Here is a 21,868-nt window from a genome sequence, read left to right as displayed (position 1 = left end):
GAACAGGCGAATCGTGAGGGGGAACTGTGGCGACGGCTGAGGTTACGGGCCTGGGTGCGCCCGCGTGGCGTGGGGGATTCGGGCGGTTGTGGAGTGCCGCCGTGCTCTCCAGCTTCGGTGACGCACTGCGCGGCGCCGCGCTGCCCCTGCTCGCGGTGTCCCTGACCGACGAGCCGCTGCTCGTCGCGTCCGTGACCGCCTGCGGTTATCTGCCGTGGATCGTTTTCGGGCTGCTCGGCGGTGCCGTCGCCGACCGGGTGGACCAGCGGCGGGCGATGTGGACGGTGGATGCGGTACGGGGGCTGCTCGTCGCCTGCTTCGCGGTGGCCGTCGCCTTCGGGCACGCCTCGATCGGCCTGCTGATCGCGCTGGCCTTCGCCCTGACCACCCTGCAGACGCTCTTCGACAACGCCGCCACGGCCCTGCTGCCCGTCCTGGTGGACCGCGAGGCGCTCGGCAGCGCGAACGCCCGCCTGATGACAGGCCAACAGATAGTGGGCGGCCTGCTGGCCGCACCGGTCGTGCCGCTGCTGCTGGTGGTCGGAGCCGCGATGCCCTTCGCGGCCGACGCGGTGACCTTCCTGTTGGCGGCCGCCCTGGTCGCGTCCCTGCGGACCGCTGTGCCCGAGCGGACGCCGAGACCTGCGGGCAGCACCCTGCGCCGCGAGATCGCCGAAGGGCTGCGCACCCTGCGGCACGACCGGTCCCTGCGCGGCCTGTGCGCCGCTACGGCCCTCTGCAACATCGGCATGGGTGCCCTCATCGCCGGCCTGGTCTTCCTGGTGACCGGCTGGCTGGGCGCCGGTACGGCGGGATACGCGGCGGCCATGACCGCGTACGCGGTAGGCGGCCTGACCGGGGGAGCGGCGAGCGGCCGTGTCGTCGCGCGCCTCGGGCGGGTGCGTGCGGTGCTGCTCGCCGGGACGGTGCAGATCGGTGCGCTCGTCGTCATGGGCTCGGTGCGCAGTACCGTCGCGCTGGCGGCGGCCATGGCCGTCTTCGGGTTCATGGGCATGGTGTGGAACGTCAACACGCGGACGCTGATGCAGGAGCGCAGCCCCGCCGAGCTGCTGGGCCGGGTCAGTTCGGCCTTCCGGACCCTGGCGGTCGCCGGAGCGCCCGTGGGCGCGCTGCTGGGCGGTGCCGTGGCCACCGCCTGGGGCCTGAACACCCCGGCCCTGCTGGCGGCCGGCTTCTTCGTCCTGTCCGTCGCCTCGCTGATACCCGCCCTCAAGACGGACGTATCTGTTGTCGCGCCCGACGACGGCGCCACGACAGCTCGCGCCCCGCGCTGATCAATTAGGTTGGGACCGGCAGCGGGCAGCACGGACAGGTAGGAAAGAGAGCTGAAGTCCGACATGAACGCAGACGGCCGTACCAGACTCAACCAGACGCCCGAGTGGACCGCTCTGGCCAAGCACCGCGAGGGGCTCGGCGAGGTGCAGTTGCGCGAGCTGTTCGCCGCCGACCCCGGGCGCGGCAGCGGGTACACGGTGCAGGTCGGTGACCTGCACGTCGATTACTCGAAGCACCTCGTCACCGACGAGACCCTGCGGCTGCTGCGGGAGCTCGCCGCCGCGACCGACGTCTTCGGCCTCAGGGACGCCATGTTCCGCGGGGAGAAGATCAACACCACCGAGGACCGGGCCGTGCTGCACACCGCGCTGCGGGCGCCGCGCGACACGGTGATCGAGGTCGACGGCGAGAACGTCGTACCGGGTGTGCACGCCGTCCTCGACAAGATGGCCGACTTCGCCGAGCGGGTGCGCTCCGGCGCCTGGACCGGCCACACCGGAAAGCGCATCAGGAACGTGGTCAATGTCGGCATCGGCGGCTCCGACCTGGGCCCCGCGATGGCCTACGAGGCGCTGCGCGCCTACACCGACCGCGACCTCACGGTCCGCTTCGTGTCGAACGTGGACGGCGCCGACCTGCACGAGGCCGTCCGCGACCTGGACGCGGCCGAGACCCTGTTCGTCATCGCCTCCAAGACGTTCACGACGATCGAGACGATCACGAACGCGACCTCGGCGCGCGACTGGCTGCTCACCGAGCTCAAGGCCGGTCAGGAGGCCGTCGCCCGGCACTTCGTGGCCCTGTCGACGAACGCCGAGAAGGTGGCGGAGTTCGGCATCGACACGGCGAACATGTTCGAGTTCTGGGACTGGGTCGGCGGCCGGTACTCCTTCGACTCGGCCATCGGCCTCTCGCTGATGACCGCCATCGGCCCGGACCGCTTCCGGGAGATGCTGGACGGCTTCCACCTCGTCGACGAGCACTTCCGCACCGCGCCCGCCGAGTCCAACGTGCCCTTGCTGTTGGGCCTGTTGGGCATCTGGTACGGCAATTTCTTCGGCGCCCAGTCGCACGCGGTGCTGCCCTACAGCCACTACCTGTCCAAGTTCACCGCCTACCTCCAGCAGTTGGACATGGAGTCCAACGGCAAGTCGGTGGACCGGGACGGAAAGCCCGTCGACTGGCAGACCGGGCCGGTCGTTTGGGGCACCCCGGGCACCAACGGGCAGCACGCGTACTACCAGTTGATCCACCAAGGCACGAAGCTGATCCCGGCGGACTTCATCGGCTTCGCCGAGCCGGTCGCAGGCCTGCGGCCCGGCCTGGTGGCACAGCACGACCTGCTGATGGCCAACTTCTTCGCCCAGACCCAGGCGTTGGCGTTCGGCAAGACGCCCGACGAGGTGCGCGCGGAGGGCGTGCCCGAGGAGCTGGTTGCGCACAAGACCTTCCAGGGCAACCACCCCACGACCACGATCCTCGCCCCCGAACTGACCCCGTCGGTCCTCGGCCAGCTCATCGCGCTCTACGAGCACAAGGTGTTCGTGCAGGGGGCCGTGTGGAACATCGACTCCTTCGACCAGTGGGGCGTCGAACTCGGCAAGGTCCTCGCCAAGCGCGTCGAGCCGGCGCTCACCGAGGGCGCTGACGTGCCCGACCTGGACGCGTCGACGAAGGCCCTGGTGGCGACGTACCGGGAGCTGCGCGGCCGGCAGTGAGGCAGGGCGGCGCCCCCGCCGTACGTGCGAGGGCGCCCGCTCGGGCCCGCGCGCTCAGCGTGTCCCCTCAGGCCACCGCGCTCAGCGTGTCCGCGAGGCGGCGCCGTGCCGCGCGGGACGCCGGCAGTACGGCGAGCGCGGTCGCGCCCAGCACCGCGGCCGCGCCGAACAGGGCCAGCAGAGTCGGGGACGGTCCCTGGGCGATCCCGGCACCGATGCCGCTCGACCTGCCCTGGGCGTCGATCAGCCAGCGGGCGAGGGGCGCGCCCAGGGCCGTACCGACGAGGACGGCGGCCAAAACAGTGCAGCCGGTGGACACCACGGTGACGGCGGTGATCTGCTGTGGGGACAGGCCGATGGCCTTGAGCGCCAGCAGATCCCGTTCGCCCTCGCGCACGGTGTCACCGATCGCGGCGAGCAGCTCGATCAGCCCGATGAGAGCGAGGACGGCGATCAGGCCGACCACGACACCGCGCACCGGCGAGAGCCCGTCGGCCGGGTTCGTCACGGCGTGCACGTCCAGGTGGCCGCGTCCGGCGGTGGTCAGCCGGGCGGCGACCTCCTGTGGGTGCGCGCCGGGGCGCAGCCGGAGCTGGTAAAGGGCGGGGCCGAGGCCCAGGTCGTTCTCACGGAGGGTGTCGAGCGAGGTGGAGATGACCCGGCCGGCGTTCTCCGGTTCGATGCTGCGGCCCACGATGTGCAGGATCTGCGGCTGGTCGCCCACGGTCATCCGCACCCAGTCGCCCACGCGCACGTCGAGCAGGTCGAGCAGCCCCTGCCCGGCCACCGCCTCGTCGGGGCCGCGCGCGGCGCGGCCCTGGGCCAGGGCGTACGGGTACGGCTCCCGGTGGGTGCCGAGGCCGCGCAGCGCGATGGTGGCCGTCTGGCCCGGCACGAGGGCCGCCACCTCCACGCCCGGGTAGACGGCGGCGACCTGCGGGTCGCGCTCCAGCAGGGCGCGGGTGTCCCGCTCGCCGAGACCGGAGTCCGTGTGGACGGTGAGCGCGGCCGGGACGCCGATCTGCCCGGGCCTGCTGTGGAAGCGGTCCATGGTGGTCCAGGCGCTCATCGCGACCACGATCAGCAGCAGCGGCAGCGCCAGCCGGGCCACCGTGGCCAGGGACCGCGGACGCCGGGTGAACGCCTTGTGCCAGCCGAGGACCAGTGCGGGCGGCAGCCGCAGCCCGAGCGCCCGGCGCGCCACACCCGAGAGCCGCCCGCCGACCGGCGCCGCGGGCCGCGGCACCGGGACCGGCGGTACGCGTCCGGCCCGCCAGGCCGCGAGACCGGTGGTCGCGCCGATGAACAGCACCGCCGCCGCCGGCACCGCGAACAGCGCCGGGGTGTGCCCGGGCAGCCCCTGCCACACCCCGACCGCGTCCCCGAGGCGCCCGGGAATGCGGCTGCCCAGCGCCTGGGTGAGCGCCGCCGCGGCCACGGCGCCGAGCAGGGCGTAGGCGATGTGCTGGAACAGGAAGACGCGGACGACCTGCCCCGGCGTGAAGCCGATCGCCTTCAGTACCGAGATGTCCCGCAGGTGACCGCGGATGCGGGTGGCGATCGCCCCGTGCACCGCGAGCCCCGCGGCGACCAGCGCGCCGAGCCCGAACAGGCCCAGCACCTGCCCCAGCAGCCGGTTGTCCCCCTGGGCCTCGGCGCGCGCCTGCTGCCAGGTGGAGACCTCGCTGACGGCACCGGCGCCGAGGAGGGTGACGGCGCGTTGGACGGCGTAGTCCGTGTCGTCGGGGTCCGCCAGGCGCAGCCCGGTCACCTGGCCGCCCGGGTCGCGCACCGCGGACGGGAGCGCCCAGACGAGTCCCGGCTGCTCGCCCGGCCGGTAGCGCGGTTCGGCGCTGTCGGCGATGCCGAGGACGGTCAGTTTCCGGGCCGTGCCCGGCAGGGTGAGGGTGTCGCCCGGCTCGGCCAGCAGGGCGCGGGCGAGACGGCTCTCCAGGACGACCCCCTCCGGGGTGCCGGCCTCCAGCCAGTGACCGGAGGTGACCAGCGGGCGGCCGACGGTGGGCCGACCGGACGTGCCGCGCAATTCGACGGAGGCGCGGGCGCCGCGGGAGGCGAGGGTGGCGGACTCGGTCGGGTAGGGGCCGGCGACCGACTCCACGCCGTCCAGCCCCGCCAGCTCGCGCGCGTCCGCCGACGGGCCGGTGTGCAGCCAGACGTGGGCGCCGCGTGCCTGGGTGAAGACCCGCTGCCAGGGGTTGGTGGCGTAGCCGAACAGGGCCGTGGCCAGCAGCAGCGAGGCGACGATGCCGACGGTGGCCAGCACGAGGAAGAGCGCCTCGCCGCGGTGCGTGCGCAGATCCGAGTGCGCCCAGCGCAAGGTGGCTCGCACGGGCTCAGCCTCTCGTCTCGCGCCACGCGACGGCGCCGTCGTACACCCGCATGTCAGTCCCTGAACTCCAGCACGCCGGATATGCCGGTGCCGCGCGACGGCGTGCCGTCCAGGTGCGCGTCGTCGGCGATCCGCCCGTCGAAGAAGCTGATCACTCGGTCCGCGGCGCTCGCCAGGCGGGCGTCATGGGTGACCAGCACGATCGTCTGGCCGCGCTGGTGGAAGCGGGTCAGCAGCCGCATCACCTCGCGGGTGCCCCGGCTGTCCAGGCTGCCCGCGGGCTCGTCGGCCAGCAGCAGCGGGGGACGGTTGACCAGGGCCCGGGCGAGCGCGACCCGTTGCTGTTCACCGCCGGACAGCTCGCCCGGCGTGCTCCGCTCCTTGCCCACGAGCCCCAGCTCGGCCAGCAGCCCCTCCCGCTCGGCGCGGGCCTGCTTGGGGGAGGCGCCGGCGAGCAGGGCCGGCAGCTCCACGTTGTCGGCGACCGACAGGTTGGACACCAGGTTGAAGAACTGGAAGACGAACCCGATGCGCTTTCTGCGCTCCAGGGCCCAGCGGGCCTCGCTCCACGCGTCCGTACCCGCGCCGTCCAGCCAGAGGCTCCCGCGGTCCGGCCGCTGCAGGCCGCCCAGCAGGTGCAGCAGAGTCGACTTGCCGGCTCCGGACGGGCCGGTGATCGCCACGAACTCGCCCTGCTGTACCGACAGATCGACCCCGCGCACGGCATGGGTCGGGGCGCCCTCGCCGTGGTGGGTCTTGACCAGGCCCTCGGCGCGCAGCACAGGAGCGGGACGGTCGCTCACTCCAGCTCCTTCAGATCTTGCATCTCTTCCAGTTCTTCCTGGCACCGCTCCAACCAGTCGAGGTCGGCCTGCAGGTGCAGCATCGCGCCCTCGATCAGCAGATGGGCGATGCGGTTGTCCCGGTTCTCTGCGGCGGCCAGTTTCGACAGGTTCCGCATGGTGTTGAGGAATTGGCGCCGCTGTTTGTTGATGAGGACGATCCGGTCGGCGAGACCGGTCTGCGGAGCGAGGGCCAGTTTCATGAAGAACTCGTCCCGCACCCGCGGCTCGTCGGCCGTCTCCTCGTACCAGGCGCGCAGCTCGTCCCGACCCGCGGCGGTGAGGTGGTAGATCTTCTTGTTGGGCCGGCTCGACTGCTCGACCTCTTCGCCCTCGATCAGTCCCGTCTTCTCGAGGCGGCCGAGGGTGACGTAGATCTGGCCGACGTTCGGCTGAGGGTACGCGGACCCCAGCAGTTGCTCAAGGTCCTGCTTGAGCTCGTAGCCGTGGGCCGGTCCGCGCGCGAGGAGAGCCAGGAGGGGCAGGCGCACTCGTGCAGTCCTCCTGTCTGTGTAATGTGCTCCAGGCCCTAGTATCGCGCATACCTAACAGGTATACATGGCCTCTGACTCCGGGCGAAGGGGCCCGGCGCCAGGTGTACAGGGAGGAACCTATGCGGTGGATACACGCCACCGGTAGGGGCCTTCTCGTCCTCGCGGTGGTTCTGACCGGGTACGTCGCCTCCGGCGCGCACGCCGAGGACGGGGCCGCGGGCGGTCGTGGACCGCTCACCGTGGCCACCGCCGGAGACCTCACCGGCTATCTCGGCCCCCTGCTGGAGGGCTGGAACCGCACCCACCCCGACGAGCGGGTCACCCTCGTCGAGCTCCCGGACTCCGCCGACGAGACCCACGCGCAGATGGCCACCGACCTGCGCGACGGCGACAGCAGCCGGTTCGACGTCCTCAACATCGACGTCAACTGGACCTCGGAGTTCGCCGCCGCCGGCTGGATACGGCCGCTCCCGCGCGACCGCTTCCCGCTGAAGTCCTTCCTCGAGCCGGTCGAGGACACCGCGACCTACGACGGACAGCTGTACGCCGTCCCCTACGTCACCAACGCCGGACTGCTGCTCTACCGCAAGGACATCCTGGCGAAGGAGGGCGTCCGGCCGCCGCGCACCTGGGCCGAACTGGAGCGGGACGCGAAGACCATCGCCCCGAAGTACGGGCTCGACGGCTACGCCGGCCAGTTCCTCCCCTACGAGGGCCTCACCGTCAACGCGGCCGAGGCCGTCTACTCGGCGGGCGGCACGATCCTCGGGGACGAGGGCGAACGGGTCACCGTGAACTCCGCCGCCGCCCGCGAGGGCATCGGGTTCCTCGCCCGGGGGGTGCGGGAGGGCTGGATCCCGAAGCAGGCGCTGACGTACAAGGAGGAGGAGTCCAAACAGGCCTTCCAGGACGGGCGGCTGCTCTTCCTCCGCAACTGGCCGTACGCCTATGTCGTCGCGTCGGCCAAGGGCTCGCCGGTCGCCGGGAAGATCGGCGCCGTGCCGCTGCCCGGACCCGACGGGCCGGGGACGAGCGTCCTCGGCGGCTCCAACCTGGCCGTCAGCACGCACGCCCGGTACCCCGACTCGGCCGCGCGGCTGATCGCATACCTCACCAGCGAGCCCGTCCAGCGCCAGGTCCTCACGCGCGGCGCGCTGCCGCCCGTACGTGCCGCGCTGTACGAAGATCCCGAGCTGGTGCGGGAGTTCCCGTACCTGCCGACGCTGCGCGCGAGCATCGGCAGGGCCGCCCCGCGGCCGAAGAGCCCCCGCTACGACCAGGTGAGCCTGGTGGTGCAGGCGGTCCTGCACGACGCGATGAGCGGGCGCGAGACGCCCGCGGCGGCGGTGCGGCGGCTGGCGCGAGAACTCGCGGCCGTCTCCAGTCGCTAGTTACTTGTTAGGTAACGCGGACATCTCATCTGGCTGCGCAATGCCCCTTTAAGCCCACGTTTGTCACGCCAACCCAGCAGTAGCTTCGTTTCTTTCATTGACACTCTCGCGACACATCTACCTAACATGCATGCATGTCGAGTAAGTACCGCCGCTGGTGGCGCGACGCAGTGATCTACCAGGTGTACGTCCGCAGCTTCCTGGACAGCACCGGTGACGGCATCGGCGATCTCGCCGGGGTCAGGGCCGGACTGCCGTACCTGAAGAAGCTGGGTGTCGACGGGATCTGGCTGAGCCCCTTCTACCCCTCGCCGCAGCACGACCACGGCTACGACGTGGCCGACTACTGCGACGTCGACCCGACCTTCGGCGACCTCGCCGAGTTCGACCTGCTGATGGCGGCCGCCCGGCGGCTCGGCGTCAAGGTGCTCCTCGACATCGTTCCCAACCACTGCTCCAGCGAGCACCCGTGGTTCCGGGAGGCGCGGGCCGCGGCACCCGGCAGCGCGGCCCGCGCCCGCTTCCACTTCGCCGACGGCCGCGGCCCGGACGGCACCGAGCCGCCCAACAACTGGCACGCCATGTTCGGCGGCCCGGCCTGGACCCGCGTCACCGAGGCGGACGGCCGCCCCGGCCAGTGGTACCTGCAGATGTTCACGCCCGAACAGCCGGACTGGAACTGGCGTAACCCCGAGGTCGCCGGCGAGTTCGACCGGACGCTCCGCTTCTGGCTCGACCGGGGCGTCGACGGCTTCCGCATCGACGTGGCCGCCGGCCTCTTCAAGCACCCGGACCTGCCCGACTCCCCGGACCCGGAGGCCGACGCCCGCACTCGCGACTCGGTCAACCCGCTCGCCTGGAACCAGCCCGAGGTGCACGACGTGTGGCGGCACTGGCGTGCGGTCTGCGACGCGTACGCGGCGCGCGACGGCCGTGAGCGGCTGCTGGTCGGCGAGGTGTCGGTCCCGACCGCCCGCGAACACGCCCGGTACGTCCGCCCGGACGAGCTCCACCAGGCCTTCTTCTTCGACCTGCTGAGCGCCCCCTGGGACCCCGACGCCTTCCGCAAGGTCATCTCCGAGGCCATGCAGGACATCGCCGGGACCGGCTCCACGGTCACCTGGGTCCTCAACAACCACGACCAGGTGCGCACCGTCACCCGCTACGGCGAACCCGCCACGGAAGGCAGCGGCCTCGGTGCCGCCCGCGCCCGCGCCGCCGCCCTGCTGATGCTGGCGCTGCCCGGAGCCGCGTACATCTACCAGGGCGAGGAGCTGGGCCTGCCCGAGGTGGTCGACCTGCCTGACGACGTGCTCACCGACCCGATCTTCCGCCGCACCGGCAGCCGGGCCCGCATCCGCGACGGCTGCCGGGTGCCGTTGCCGTGGTCCGGGCAGGCGTCCCCGTTCGGCTTCACCTCCGGCGCCGAGAGCGCCAAGCCCTGGCTGCCGCAGCCCGAGTACTTCGCCGAGTACGCCACCGACCGCGCCCTCGCCGACACCCGCTCCTTCTGGCACCTGTACCGGGACGGCCTCCAACTGCGGGCCGCGCTGCCTCAGTTGGGCGATGGGCAGCTGCGCTGGCTGGACACCCCGCCCGGCGTCCTCGGCTTCGTCCGCGGCGACGACGGTGACGACTTCGTATGCGCCGTCAACTTCGGGACGACGCCCGCGCCCGCGCCGGTCTCCGGCACCCCCCTGCTGTCCAGCGGCCCCTGCCCGGCCGGGGTCCTCCCCGGCTCGACGGCCGCCTGGTGGATCAGCGACCTCTGATCCTCTGCTTGCCCGTCAACTTCCCACCCCTCGAAGGGACATCAACGATGATGCGACGACGTACGACCCTGCTCGCGAGCTGCACCGCTCTCGCCCTGGCACTCGGAGCCACCGCCTGCGGAGGCGGCGGCCCGGTCTCGGCGGGCGGCGGCGACAAGGCGCTCAGCGGGCAGACGGTCACCGTGGCCGGTGTCTGGTCCGGCAGCGAGCAGAAGAACTTCCAGAAGGTGCTGGACGCCTTCGGGGAGAAGACCGGCGCCAAGACGCAGTTCGTGTCCACCGGGGACAACGTCTCCACCGTCGTCGGCAGCAAGATCGAGGGCGGCAACGCGCCTGACGTGGTGATGGTCCCCCAGGTCGGCGTGCTGCAGCAGTTCGCGAAGCAGGGCTGGCTCAAGCCGCTGTCGAAGGCCACCGAGCAGTCCGTGGACGCGGGGTACGCACCCGTCTGGAAGAAGTACGGCAGCGTCGACGGCACCCTCTACGGCCTCTACTTCAAGGCCGCCCACAAGTCGACGGTCTGGTACAGCCCCGAGGCCCTCGACCAGGCCGGGGTCAAGCCGCCGGCCACGTACGACGCGATGCTGAAGGCGGGGCGCACCGTCTCCGACTCCGGTCTCGCCGCCTTCTCGGTGGCCGGTCAGGACGGCTGGACCCTCACCGACTGGTTCGAGAACATCTACCTCTCCCAGGCCGGACCCGAGAAGTACGACGCCCTCGCCGCCCACAAGCTGAAGTGGACCGACGCGTCGGTGGTCAAGGCGCTCGGGACCCTCGGCAAGCTCTTCAAGGACAAGCAGCTGATAGCGGGCGGGCAGAAGGGGGCGCTCAACACCGACTTCCCGGGCTCGGTGGAGAAGGTGTTCGGGCCCGAGCCGGAGGCCGGCATGGTCTACGAGGGCGACTTCGTCGCCGGCGTCGCCAAGGACCAGTTCGGCAGGGCGATCGGCCAGGACGCGAACTTCTTCCCGTTCCCGGCGGTCGACGGCGGCAAGGCCCCGGTGGTCAGCGGCGGCGACGCGGCCGTGGTGCTGAAGGACGGCAAGAACGCCAAGGCCGGCATGGAGCTGCTGGAGTACCTGGCCACCCCCGAGGCCGCAGCCGTGTGGGCAAAGGCGGGCGGCTTCCTGTCTCCGAACAAGAAGCTCGACCTCGCCGCGTACGGCGACGACGTCACCCGCGCCACCGCCAAGTCGCTCGTCGGGGCCGGGGATTCGGTCCGCTTCGACATGTCCGACCAGGCCCCGGCGGCCTTCGGCGGCACCAAGGGCGCCGGTGAGTGGAAGCTGCTGCAGGACTTCCTGCGCGACCCGTCGAACCCGAAGGGGACCGCGGCGCAGCTGGAAGCCGCGGCCGCCAAGGCGTACAAGGGCTGACCGGCCATGACCGCGACCCTTGTGAAAGAGGCGGGCGCTCCGCCCGTCGGTCCCGCCGCCCGTGCCCGGCGCACGCGGCGGCGGGGACGGATCATCGCCGTCCTGTTCGCGTTCCCCGCCCTGCTGCTGCTCGGCGCGCTGGTCGTCTATCCGGTGCTGTTCTCCGTCGGCCGCAGCTTCTTCGACGCGTCCGGCACCCGCTTCGTGGGCGGCGAGAACTACACCGAGATGTTCCGCGACCCGGCGACCCTCAAGGCCGTCCGGAACACGGCCATCTGGGTGGTGGTGGCGCCCGCCCTGCTGACCGGCCTCGGGCTGATACTCGCCGTGCTGGTGGAGAAGGTCCGCTGGGCCACCGCGTTCAAGCTGCTGCTGTTCATGCCGATGGCGGTGTCCTTCCTCGCCGCCGGCATCATCTTCCGGCTGGCCTACGACGAGGACCCGAACAAGGGCGTGCTGAACGCGGCCGTCGTCTCGGTGCACGACGCCTTCACGGGCACCTCGCCGTACCCGACGGCCCGGGCCCGCGACGGCCACGGACTGACGGGGGAGCCGGACGGCTCGTACCGGACGACCGCCACCGTCTCCCCGGGTGACTCGGTGACGCTCGGCCTGGTCGGCGTCCCGCCGAAGGAGCTGCCCACGGGGGCCGAGCCCGCGTCCGCGGCCGCCGGACGAAAGGCGGCACCGGACGAGCTGCGCGGGGTGGTCTACCTGGACTTCACCCCCGGTGGGGGAGGGGAGCAGGGCAAGGTCGACCGGCAGGAGAGCGGGCTGCCGGAGACGAAGGTCGAGGCGGTCGGCGACGACGGGACGACGGTCGCGCGGACGACGACAGCGTCCGACGGCTCCTTCCGCTTCACCGGGCTCGACTCGGGCTCGTACACGGTGAAGCTGCCCGCGTCGAACTTCGCTCAGCCGTACGGAGGCGTCTCCTGGCTCGGGCCCGCGCTCGTCACGCCGGCGATCATCGGGGCGTACCTGTGGATCTGGACCGGCTTCGCGATGGTGCTGATCGGCGCGGGTCTCGCGGCGCTGCCCCGGGACGCGCTGGAGGCGGCGCGGATGGACGGGGCGAACGAGTGGCAGATCTTCCGGCGGATCACGGTGCCGCTGCTGGGACCCGTGCTCACCGTGGTCTTCGTGACCCTGGTGATCAACGTGATGAAGGTCTTCGACCTCGTCTACATCATCGCGCCCGGGCCGGTGCAGGAGGACGCGACCGTGCTCGCGACGCAGATGTGGCTGGTGTCGTTCGGTGGCGGCAACAACCAGGGCCTGGGCAGCGCGCTGGGTGTGCTGCTCCTGCTGCTGGTGATCCCGGCCATGGTCTTCAACGTCCGTCGTTTCCGAGGGAGTCAGCGATGAACGCCGTGCGACGCGGCCTGGGCAGCGGTCTGGTGCAGGCCTTCCTCGTGGTGATCGGCCTGGTCTGGCTGACCCCGCTCGCGGGCCTGTTCCTCTCCTCGCTGCGGTCCTCCGAGGACACGGCCAAGGGCGGCTGGTGGACCGTGTTCGCCAGCCCGGGGCAGCTGTCCTTCGACAACTACTCGGCGCTGCTGAAGAACTCCGGGATGACCCAGGCGTTCTGGAACACCGTGCTGATATCGGTGCCGACGACCGTCCTGGTCGTGGTCCTCGCGGCACTCGCCGGATACGCGTTCGCGTGGCTGGACTTCCCCGGACGGGAAACCGTCTTCCTGGTCGTGGTGGCGCTGTTGGTGGTGCCGGTGCAGATCGGACTGCTCCCGGTCGCCAAACTCTTCGGTCAGCTGGGCCTGTTCGGCACGATTCCCGGTGTCGTCCTCTTCCACGTGGCGTACGGACTGCCGTTCGCGGTGTTCCTGCTGCGCAACTACTTCGCCGAGATGCCGAAGGAGATGCTGGAGGCGGCCCGGATGGACGGCGGCAGCGAATGGCGGATCTTCACGCGGTTGGTCCTGCCGGTGGGCCGGCCGGCGATCGCGAGCCTCGCCATCTTCCAGTTCCTGTGGGTGTGGAACGACATGCTGGTGGCGTTGCTGTTCGCGGACAGCTCCTCGCAGCCGCTGACCGTCGAACTCCAGTCCCAGATAAGGCAGTTCGGCAGCAACATCGACGTGCTCGCACCGGGGGCGTTCCTGTCCCTGGTGGTACCGGTGGTGGTGTTCTTCGCGTTCCAGCGGCACTTCGTGCAGGGGGTGATGGCGGGATCGGTCAAGTGACCGGAGTGCCACTTCCACGCACAGGGGCGGCGGATGGCGCCGCCTCAACGTGGCGGTGACCCGCGCTCGCCACCGCATGGAGGTCGTCGCCTCCTTCCGCGGTACGAGCCTGCCCGACAGCCCCGAGGAGAGCGTGCAGTACCTGAAGCGCTACCTGGAGTATGCCGAGAACGCCCGTCCGTCCTCGCCCGGGACGTCGTCCAGTCCGACGCCGAGCCGGACAGCCCGTTCGAGGAGTCTGTCCTCGCGGGTCCTGCGAGGCTGGGGCTATCGGGTCCAGCCGCAGGTCGGCGTCGCCGGACCGGGAGGAGTGGGGACGGCAGACGAAGGGAATCTCCGCCGCCCCCACCCGCCCGGTCAGGGCGACGCCGGCGGGTACAGCGAACGAGGCAACTGTGAGGCCGCCGCCGCGTCCAGCAGCCACAGGGTGCGCTGCCTGCCGTACGCGCCCGCCGCCGGGGCCTGGATCTCACCCGCACCCGAGAGGGCGATCGCCGCGGCCTGCGCCTTGTCCTCGCCGGCCGCGAGGAGCCAGACCTCGCGGGCGGCGCGGATCGCGGGCAGGGTGAGGGTGATGCGGGTCGGTGGGGGTTTGGGGGCGCCGTGGACGCCGACGACCGTGCGCTCGGTCTCCCGTACCGCGGGGAGTTCCGGGAACAGGGACGCCACATGGGTGTCCGGGCCGACGCCCAGCATCAGGACGTCGAAGGTCGGAGCGGCGCCGTGGTTCTCGGGGCCCGCCGCCCGCGCCAGCTCCTCCGCGTAGGCGGCGGCGGCCGCGTCCGCGTCGGCGCCGTACGGTCCGTCGGACGCGGGCATGGCGTGCACGCGCTTCGGGTCCAGCGGCACGGAGTCCAGCAGGGCCTCGCGGGCCTGCGTGACGTTGCGCTCGGGGTCGCCCTCGGGCAGGAACCGCTCGTCGCCCCACCACAGGTCCAGGCGGCCCCAGTCGATGGCGTCCCGGGCGGGTGCGGCGGCGAGCGCGGCGAGCAGGCCGTTGCCGTTGCGGCCGCCTGTCAGGACCACGGACGCCGAGCCCCGGGAGGTCTGCGCGTCCACGATCTTCGTGATCAGCCGGGCCGTGGCGGCCTGGGCCATCAGCTCCTTGTCATGATGCACGACCAGCTGCGGAGTGCTCACTTCGCCGCCGCCTTCTTCACTGGTGCCTGCGCCGCCGCTTCCTTCGCGGGTGCTTTCGCAGCCGCTTCGAGGGGAGTGGGGACCGCAGCCGGTTCTCCTTTGGCCACCGGTCCCTCGGCATCGGTGGCTTTCTCCGCGCCGGACATCTTGGCGCCCTTGCCGTGGGAGACGTTCAGGCGGTCGACCCCGAACCGCAGCGCGGACGCGTACGTGTCGTCCGGGTCCAGCCGCCGCAGCTCCTCCCCGATCAGCTCGGCCGTCTCGCGCCGCTTGAGCGCCACGGCACGGTCCGGCTGACCCTGGATGGAGAGGGTGGCGAGGGAGCCGTCGGCGCGGTCCAGGACGATCGGGCCGCAGTCGGTGTTCATGCGGACCGCCGTCAGGCCCGGGCCCGACGACAGCGACCGCTTCACCGGCACGTCCAGTCGGTCCGCGAGCCACATCGCCAGCAGCTCACAGCTCGGGTTGAACTCCTCGCCCTCCACCTCGACGGCCTCGACCTCGCAGGTGACCTGGTCGAGGGCGGCGGCCAGCATCGAGCGCCAGGGCGTGATGCGGGTCCACGAGAGGTCGGTGTCGCCGGGCGTGTAGGTGTCGGCGCGGGCGCCGAGCTCCCGTACCGGCTGCTCGGAGGCGTAGGTGTCGGTGACCCGGCGCTGGGCCAGCGCGCCCAGCGGGTCGTTCGCCGGGTCCAGCGGCGCGTTCACCGGCCACCAGACCACCACCGGGGCGTCGGGCAGCAGCAGCGGCAGGACGACCGACTGGGCGTGGTTCGCGACCTCGCCGTACAGCCGCAGCACGACTGTCTCGCCGGTGCCCGCCTCCACGCCCACCCGCACCTCGGCGTCGAGGCGGGACTGCGTACGGTCGCGGGGTGAACGCGAGACGCGCCGGATGACCACGAGCGTGCGCGAGGGGTGCTCGTGCGAGGCGTCGTTGGCGGCCTTCAGGGCGTCGTACGCGTTCTCCTCGTCCGTGACGATGACCAGCGTGAGCACCATGCCGACGGCCGGCGTGCCGATGGCCCGGCGGCCCTTCACCAGTGCCTTGTTGATCTTGCTGGCCGTGGTGTCCGTGAGGTCTATCTTCATGGCCGGCGCCAGCTCCGTCCGTCTCGCTCGAGCATGTCGTCCGCCTCGCCCGGGCCCCACGTGCCGGCCTGGTACTGGGCGGGCTTGCCGTGCCGGTCCCAGTACACCTCGATCGGGTCGAGGATCTTCCAGGACAGCTCGACCTCCTCGGTGCGCGGGAAGAGGTTCGAGTCGCCGAGCAGCACATCGAGGAGGAGCCGCTCGTACGCCTCGGGGCTGGACTCCGTGAAGGACTCGCCGTAGGCGAAGTCCATGGACACGTCCCGGATCTCCATCGAGGTGCCCGGCACCTTGGAGCCGAAGCGGACCGTGACGCCCTCGTCGGGCTGGACGCGGATCACGATCGCGTTCTTGCCCAGCTCCTCCGTCGCCGTGTGGTCGAAGGGGGAATGCGGGGCCCGCTGGAAGACGACCGCGATCTCGGTGACCCGCCGGCCGAGCCGCTTGCCGGCGCGCAGGTAGAAGGGGACGCCCGCCCAGCGGCGGTTGTCGACCTCCAGCTTGATGGCCGCGTACGTGTCGGTCTTCGACTGGGGGTTGATGCCGTCTTCCTGGAGGTACCCGATGACCTTCTCGCCGCCCTGCCAGCCGGCCGCGTACTGTCCGCGGACGGTGTCGCGGCCCAGGTCCTTCGGCAGTCGCACCGCGCCGAGCACCTTGGTCTTCTCCGCGGCCAGCGCGTCCGCGTCGAAGGAGGCGGGCTCCTCCATGGCCGTGAGGGCCATCAGCTGGAGGAGGTGGTTCTGGATGACGTCACGGGCGGCGCCGATGCCGTCGTAGTAGCCGGCCCGGCCGCCGATGCCGATGTCCTCGGCCATCGTGATCTGCACGTGGTCCACGAAGGACCGGTTCCAGATCGGCTCGAACATCGTGTTGGCGAAGCGGAGCGCCAGGATGTTCTGGACGGTCTCCTTGCCCAGGTAGTGGTCGATGCGGAAGACCTGGTCCGGCGCGAAGACCTCCTCGACCGTCGTGTTGAGCTCCTCGGCCGACTTCAGGTCGTGGCCGAAGGGCTTCTCGATGACCGCGCGCCGCCAGGAACCGCCGGACTGGTCGGCCAGGCCGTGCTTCTTCAGCTGCTGGATGACCACCGGGAACGCGCCCGGCGGCACGGACAGGTAGAAGGCGAAGTTGCCGCCCGTGCCCTGTGCCTTGTCGAGTTCCTCGATCGTGCCGCGCAGCCGCTCGAAGGCGTCGTCGTCGTCGAAGGTGCCCTGGACGAAGCGCATCCCCTGGATGAGCTGCTGCCAGACCTCCTCGTGGAACGGCGTACGGGCGTGCTCCTTGACGGCGTCGTGGACCTCCTGCGCGAAGTCCTCGTGCTGCCACTCCCGCCGGGCGAAGCCGACCAGCGAGAAACCCGGCGGCAGCAGACCCCGGTTCGCGAGGTCGTACACGGCGGGCATGAGCTTCTTTCGTGACAAATCGCCCGTGACGCCGAAGATGACCAGGCCCGACGGCCCCGCGATACGCGGGAGCCGTCGGTCGGCGGGGTCACGCAGCGGGTTGCTGCTCGACAAGGGTTCAGCCCTCCGAAGGGGCGAGGCGCTGAAGCTCCGCCTCGGTCGACTTGAGCAGGTCGTTCCAGGACGCCTCGAACTTCTCGACGCCCTCGTCCTCCAGCAATTGGACCACTTCGTCGTAGGAGATCCCGAGCTGCTCGAGCGCGGCGATCTCGGCGCGGGCCTGCTCGTAGGTGCCGGTGACGGCGTCGCCGCGGATCTCGCCGTGGTCCTCGGTGGCGAACAGGGTCGCCTCCGGCATGGTGTTCACCGTGTTCGGCGCGACCAGCTCCTCGACGTACATGGTGTCCTTGTACGCCTTGTCCTTCACGCCGGTCGACGCCCACAGCGGGCGCTGCTTGTTGGCGCCGGCGTTCTCCAGCGGGCTCCAGCGGTCCGAGGAGAAGACCTCCTCGTACGCCTGGTAGGCGAGGCGCGCGTTGGCGACGCCGGCCTTGCCGCGGGCGGCCTTGGCCTCGGGGGTGCCGAGCGCGTCGATCCGCTTGTCGATCTCGGTGTCCACGCGGGACACGAAGAAGGACGCCACCGAGTGGATCTTCGACAGGTCGAGACCCCGCTCCTTGGCCTTCTCCAGGCCGGCCAGGAAGGCGTCCATGACCTCGCGGTAGCGCTCCAGCGAGAAGATCAGCGTGACGTTGACGCTGATGCCGAGGCCGATGACCTCGGTGATCGCCGGGATGCCGGCGCGGGTGGCCGGGATCTTGATGAGGGTGTTGGGGCGGTCGACCAGCCAGGCGAGCTGCTTGGCCTCGGCGACCGTCGCCTTGGTGTTGTGGGCCAGGCGCGGGTCCACCTCGATCGAGACCCGGCCGTCCTGGCCGCCGGTGGCGTCGAAGACCGGACGCAGGATGTCGGCGGCGTCACGGACGTCCGCCGTGGTGATCATCCGGATGGCCTCTTCGACGGTGACCTTGCGGAAGGCGAGGTCGGAGACCTGCTGGTCGTAGCCGTCGCCCTCGGAGATCGCCTTCTGGAAGATCGACGGGTTGGTGGTGACGCCCACGACGTGCTGCTGGTCGATCAGCTCGGCGAGGTTGCCGGACGTGATCCGCTTGCGCGACAGGTCGTCCAGCCAGATCGCCACGCCTTCCTCGGAGAGGCGCTTGAGTGCGTCTGTCATGGAAATTGCATCTCCTACGTGTCGTGTATGAGCGTCAGCGCTGGGCGGCGGCGATGGATTCCCGGGCCTTGGCAGCCACATTGTCGGCAGTGAAGCCGAACTCGTGGAAGAGCACCTTGCCGTCGGCCGAAGCACCGAAGTGCTCCAGGGAAACGATGCGACCGGCGTCGCCCACGTACTTGTACCAGGTGAGACCGATGCCGGCCTCGACCGCGACGCGTGCCTTGACCGTCGGCGGCAGGACGCTGTCCCGGTACCCCTGGTCCTGCTCCTCGAACCACTCGACGGACGGCATGGACACGACCCGCGTCGGCACACCGTCGGCTTCGAGCCGCTCGCGCGCCTCGACGGCGACGTGCACCTCGGAACCGGTCGCGATCAGTACCACCTCGGGTGTCCCCGTGGAGGCCTCGAACAGGATGTAACCGCCCTTGGCCGCGTCCTCGTTGGGCTCGTAGGTGGGCACGCCCTGACGGGTCAGCGCCAGGCCGTGCGGGGCGCCCTTGCCGAAGACCTTGGTGTAACGGCGGAGGATCTCGCGCCAGGCGATCGCGGTCTCGTTGGCGTCCGCGGGACGGACCACGTTCAGGCCCGGGATGGCGCGCAGCGACGCGATGTGCTCGACCGGCTGGTGGGTGGGGCCGTCCTCGCCCAGACCGATGGAGTCGTGTGTCCACACGTACGTCACCGGCAGGTGCATCAGCGCCGACAGCCGCACCGCGTTGCGCATGTAGTCCGAGAAGACCAGGAAGGTGCCGCCGTAGATGCGGGTGTTGCCGTGCAGCGCGATGCCGTTCATCTCCGCGGCCATCGAGTGCTCGCGGATGCCGAAGTGGATCGTGCGGCCGTACGGGTTCGCCTCCGGCAGCGGGTTGTCCGCCGGCAGGAACGACGAGGTCTTGTCGATGGTGGTGTTGTTGGAGCCGGCCAGGTCGGCCGAACCGCCCCACAGCTCCGGGATCACCGCACCCAGCGCCTGCAGCACCTTGCCGGACGCGGCACGGGTGGCCACACCCTTGCCCGCCTCGAAGACCGGGATCTTCTCCTCCCAGCCCGTGGGCAGCTCACCCGCGGCGACGCGGTCGAACTCGGCGGCCCGCTCGGCGTTGTTGTTGCGCCACTCCTGGAAGGACTTCTCCCACTCGGCCTTGGCCTGACGGCCCCGCTCGCCCAGTGCCCGGGTGTGCGCGAGGACCTCGTCGGTGACCTCGAAGCTCTTCTCCGGGTCGAAGCCCAGGACGCGCTTGGTGGCCGCGACCTCGTCGTCGCCCAGCGCCGAGCCGTGCGCGGCCTCGGTGTTCTGCGCGTTCGGCGCCGGCCAGGCGATGATCGAGCGCATCGCGATGAAGGACGGCTTGTCCGTCACCTGCTTCGCGGCCTCGATGGCGTTGTAGAGGGCGTGCGGGTCGAGGTCGCCGTCGGGCTTCGGGGCGACGCGCTGCACATGCCAGCCGTAGGCCTCGTACCGCTTGACGGTGTCCTCGGAGACGGCCGTCTCGGTGTCGCCCTCGATGGAGATGTGGTTGTCGTCCCACAGGAGGACGAGGTTGCCGAGCTTCTGGTGGCCGGCCAGCGAGGACGCCTCCGCGGAGATGCCCTCCTGGAGGCAGCCGTCACCGGCGATCGCGAAGATGTGGTGGTCGAAGGGGGAGGTGCCCTCCGGGGCCTCGGGGTCGAACAGACCGCGCTCGTAGCGGGCGGCCATCGCCATGCCCACCGCGTTGGCCACGCCCTGGCCCAGCGGGCCGGTGGTGGTCTCGACGCCCGTGGTGTGGCCGTACTCGGGGTGACCGGGGGTCTTGGAACCCCATGTCCGAAACGCCTTCAGGTCGTCCAGCTCCAGACCGAAGCCGGCCAGGTACAGCTGGGTGTAGAGGGTCAGGGACGAGTGGCCCGCGGACAGCACGAAGCGGTCGCGGCCGACCCAGTCGGGGTCCGCCGGGTCGTGCCGCATCACCTTCTGGAAGAGGGTGTAGGCGGCGGGTGCCAGGCTCATCGCCGTACCGGGATGGCCGTTGCCGACCTTCTGTACGGCATCGGCGGCCAGGACGCGGGCGGTGTCGACGGCCCGCTGGTCCAACTCGGTCCACTCGAGGTCTGTGGTGGTCGGCTTGGTGCTCACCCTGGGTCAGGGCTCCTCTCCACATGTCACGCATGTCGAATGCCGGTGCACTGAACGCCCCGGCCGTTGTCGAGCCTACCCCCGTGAGAACGTGCGTTTTTTCGAGTCATTACAGAGTGCCGGGACTCTTCGGGATCCGCCTGCCGACCGGGCTGTTCCGCGTTCGGCATGTGAATACGGAGCCGCTCGTCCGAGTGCTCAATCGAGTGCCGCGCGGCTCTTCCGGAGGTGCCGCCCAACACGACCGCACCCCCGCGAATGTCGGGGTATGGGCAACGTCTACAGTGGCGTGGTACGCGCGAGCCTTTACCGGGACTTCACACGGGTGGGCTTGCTGGGATGTCTCTGTAGGGGTGTGCGTGACGGCCGTCGAATCCCGTCCAGCGGGGGTACTCGGTGCGAGCCAGAGCCCGAGCCACCGGCCGTTCGGGGCCCGTGTCAAGGCGTTCGTAGCTCTGACCAAGCCTCGGATCATCGAGCTGTTGCTCATCACCACCGTTCCGGTGATGTTCCTGGCGCAGCAGGGCGTCCCCGATCTGAAGCTCGTCCTGCTGACCTGCGTCGGCGGTTACCTCTCCGCGGGCGGCGCCAACGCGCTGAACATGTACATCGACCGCGACATCGACGCGCTGATGGACCGCACCTCGCAGCGTCCACTGGTCACCGGGATGGTCAGCCCGCGCGAGTGCCTCGCCTTCGGCGTCGCCCTCGCCGTCGTCTCCACACTGCTGTTCGGCCTCGCCGTCAACTGGCTGTCGGCCTGGCTGTCGCTCGGAGCGCTCCTCTTCTATGTCGTCGTCTACACGATGATCCTCAAGCGTCGTACGTCGCAGAACATCGTGTGGGGCGGCATCGCCGGCTGCCTCCCGGTGCTCATCGGCTGGTCGTCCGTCACCAACTCCATGTCGTGGGCGCCGATCATCCTCTTCCTCGTCATGTTCTTCTGGACGCCGCCGCACTACTGGCCGCTGTCCATGAAGGTCAGGGACGACTACGCGCGCGTGGGCGTGCCGATGCTGCCGGTCGTCGCCTCCAACAAGGTGGTCGCCAGGCAGATCGTGCTCTACAGCTGGGTGATGGTCGCCGTGTCGCTGCTGCTGCAGCCGCTCGGCTACACGGGCTGGTTCTACACGGCGGTCGCGCTGCTGGCCGGCGGCTTCTGGCTGTGGGAGGCGCACGGGCTGCAGAACCGGGCCAGTGCCGAGGTGACCGGCGCCAAGCTCAAGGAGATGCGGCTGTTCCACTGGTCGATCACCTACGTGTCGATCCTCTTCGTGGCGGTCGCGGTGGACCCCTTCCTGCGATGAGTCCCCGGTTCCTGCGATGACTTTCCCGTGGCGGGGGGGGGGGGGGGGGGGGGGGGGGGGGGGGGGGGGGCGCCCCCCCGCCCCCCGACACAGAAGGCAAAGAAAAAGACAAGAGAGAAAAG

16 protein-coding genes are annotated in these 21,868 nt (G+C 70.8%); 8 read left to right on the top strand and 8 right to left on the bottom strand.

The annotated features are described in order from the left end of the window. Positions 1-26: 26 nt before the first annotated feature. Together ACFYO2_RS01000 and pgi are read left to right on the top strand one after the other, a co-directional pair. Positions 27-1,295, top strand: coding sequence for an MFS transporter (locus ACFYO2_RS01000; RefSeq protein WP_388342273.1), 1,269 nt, complete (start codon positions 27-29; stop codon positions 1,293-1,295). Between the two features lie 63 nt (positions 1,296-1,358). Then, positions 1,359-3,014 carry a glucose-6-phosphate isomerase gene (gene pgi / locus ACFYO2_RS00995; RefSeq protein ID WP_388342271.1) on the top strand — a complete coding sequence of 552 codons (1,656 nt, stop codon included), beginning with the start codon at positions 1,359-1,361 and terminating at the stop codon, positions 3,012-3,014. Positions 3,015-3,081: 67 nt separating this feature from the next. Here pgi and ACFYO2_RS00990 read toward each other — a convergent pair whose 3' ends face one another. Genes ACFYO2_RS00990 through ACFYO2_RS00980 form a run of 3 tightly spaced genes read right to left on the bottom strand, consistent with a single transcriptional unit; the run spans position 3,082 to position 6,697 of the window. Beyond that, entirely contained in the window at positions 3,082-5,364 is a 2,283-nt protein-coding gene (locus tag ACFYO2_RS00990; RefSeq protein WP_388342268.1) for an ABC transporter permease, read from the bottom strand. 53 nt (positions 5,365-5,417) lie between these two features. After that, entirely contained in the window at positions 5,418-6,167 is a 750-nt protein-coding gene (locus tag ACFYO2_RS00985; RefSeq protein WP_388342266.1) for an ABC transporter ATP-binding protein, read from the bottom strand. After that, positions 6,164-6,697, bottom strand: coding sequence for a PadR family transcriptional regulator (locus tag ACFYO2_RS00980; RefSeq protein ID WP_388342263.1), 534 nt, complete (start codon positions 6,695-6,697; stop codon positions 6,164-6,166). The genes ACFYO2_RS00985 and ACFYO2_RS00980 overlap by 4 nt, the downstream gene beginning before the upstream one ends. Before the next feature lie 122 nt (positions 6,698-6,819). Here ACFYO2_RS00980 and ACFYO2_RS00975 point away from each other — a divergent pair, with 122 nt between their 5' ends. The 5 genes from ACFYO2_RS00975 (at position 6,820) to ACFYO2_RS00955 (ending at position 13,443) form a co-directional block, all read left to right on the top strand. Next, entirely contained in the window at positions 6,820-8,091 is a 1,272-nt protein-coding gene (locus tag ACFYO2_RS00975; protein ID WP_388342262.1) for an ABC transporter substrate-binding protein, read from the top strand. A gap of 134 nt (positions 8,092-8,225) precedes the next feature. Continuing rightward, positions 8,226-9,863, top strand: coding sequence for a glycoside hydrolase family 13 protein (locus ACFYO2_RS00970; RefSeq protein ID WP_388342260.1), 1,638 nt, complete (start codon positions 8,226-8,228; stop codon positions 9,861-9,863). Positions 9,864-9,910: 47 nt separating this feature from the next. After that, positions 9,911-11,239, top strand: coding sequence for an ABC transporter substrate-binding protein (locus ACFYO2_RS00965; RefSeq protein WP_388342257.1), 1,329 nt, complete (start codon positions 9,911-9,913; stop codon positions 11,237-11,239). A gap of 6 nt (positions 11,240-11,245) precedes the next feature. Next, positions 11,246-12,607 (top strand): ABC transporter permease subunit, encoded by a 1,362-nt coding sequence (locus ACFYO2_RS00960; RefSeq protein ID WP_388342255.1) that lies wholly within the window; start codon positions 11,246-11,248, stop codon positions 12,605-12,607. Further along, a complete protein-coding gene (locus tag ACFYO2_RS00955; protein WP_388342253.1) occupies positions 12,604-13,443 on the top strand; it encodes a carbohydrate ABC transporter permease in 840 nt (279 codons plus the stop codon). Before ACFYO2_RS00960 ends, ACFYO2_RS00955 begins: the two co-directional genes overlap by 4 nt. A gap of 357 nt (positions 13,444-13,800) precedes the next feature. Here the strand turns inward: ACFYO2_RS00955 and pgl are convergent, their stop codons facing one another. From pgl to tkt, 5 genes are read right to left on the bottom strand one after another with little or no spacing between them, the layout of a single operon-like run. Further along, positions 13,801-14,583: a 6-phosphogluconolactonase gene (pgl, locus tag ACFYO2_RS00950; protein WP_388342251.1), complete on the bottom strand. Its 783-nt coding sequence runs from the start codon at positions 14,581-14,583 to the stop codon at positions 13,801-13,803. Then, positions 14,580-15,674 carry a glucose-6-phosphate dehydrogenase assembly protein OpcA gene (gene opcA / locus ACFYO2_RS00945; protein ID WP_388342248.1) on the bottom strand — a complete coding sequence of 365 codons (1,095 nt, stop codon included), beginning with the start codon at positions 15,672-15,674 and terminating at the stop codon, positions 14,580-14,582. Before opcA ends, pgl begins: the two co-directional genes overlap by 4 nt. Continuing rightward, on the bottom strand, positions 15,671-17,194 hold the full coding sequence (gene zwf, locus ACFYO2_RS00940) for a glucose-6-phosphate dehydrogenase (RefSeq protein WP_388342245.1): 1,524 nt from the start codon (positions 17,192-17,194) through the stop codon (positions 15,671-15,673). Before zwf ends, opcA begins: the two co-directional genes overlap by 4 nt. Before the next feature lie 4 nt (positions 17,195-17,198). Further along, complete coding sequence (tal, locus tag ACFYO2_RS00935) at positions 17,199-18,317, bottom strand: transaldolase (protein ID WP_388342243.1); 1,119 nt, start codon at positions 18,315-18,317, stop codon at positions 17,199-17,201. A gap of 34 nt (positions 18,318-18,351) precedes the next feature. Continuing rightward, positions 18,352-20,439, bottom strand: a complete 2,088-nt coding sequence (gene tkt / locus ACFYO2_RS00930; RefSeq protein WP_388342241.1) for a transketolase — start codon at positions 20,437-20,439, stop codon at positions 18,352-18,354. 353 nt (positions 20,440-20,792) lie between these two features. Between tkt and ACFYO2_RS00925 the strand changes: the two genes are divergently transcribed. After that, positions 20,793-21,746, top strand: a complete 954-nt coding sequence (locus tag ACFYO2_RS00925; RefSeq protein WP_388342239.1) for a heme o synthase — start codon at positions 20,793-20,795, stop codon at positions 21,744-21,746. Positions 21,747-21,868 lie beyond the last annotated feature (122 nt).

It is taken from the genome of Streptomyces sp. NPDC006602, from assembly GCF_042870385.1.
GTDB lineage: Bacteria > Actinomycetota > Actinomycetes > Streptomycetales > Streptomycetaceae > Streptomyces.
The sequence above is the reverse complement of the archived record's forward strand: the minus strand, read 5'-3'. Positions and strand labels throughout refer to the sequence as shown.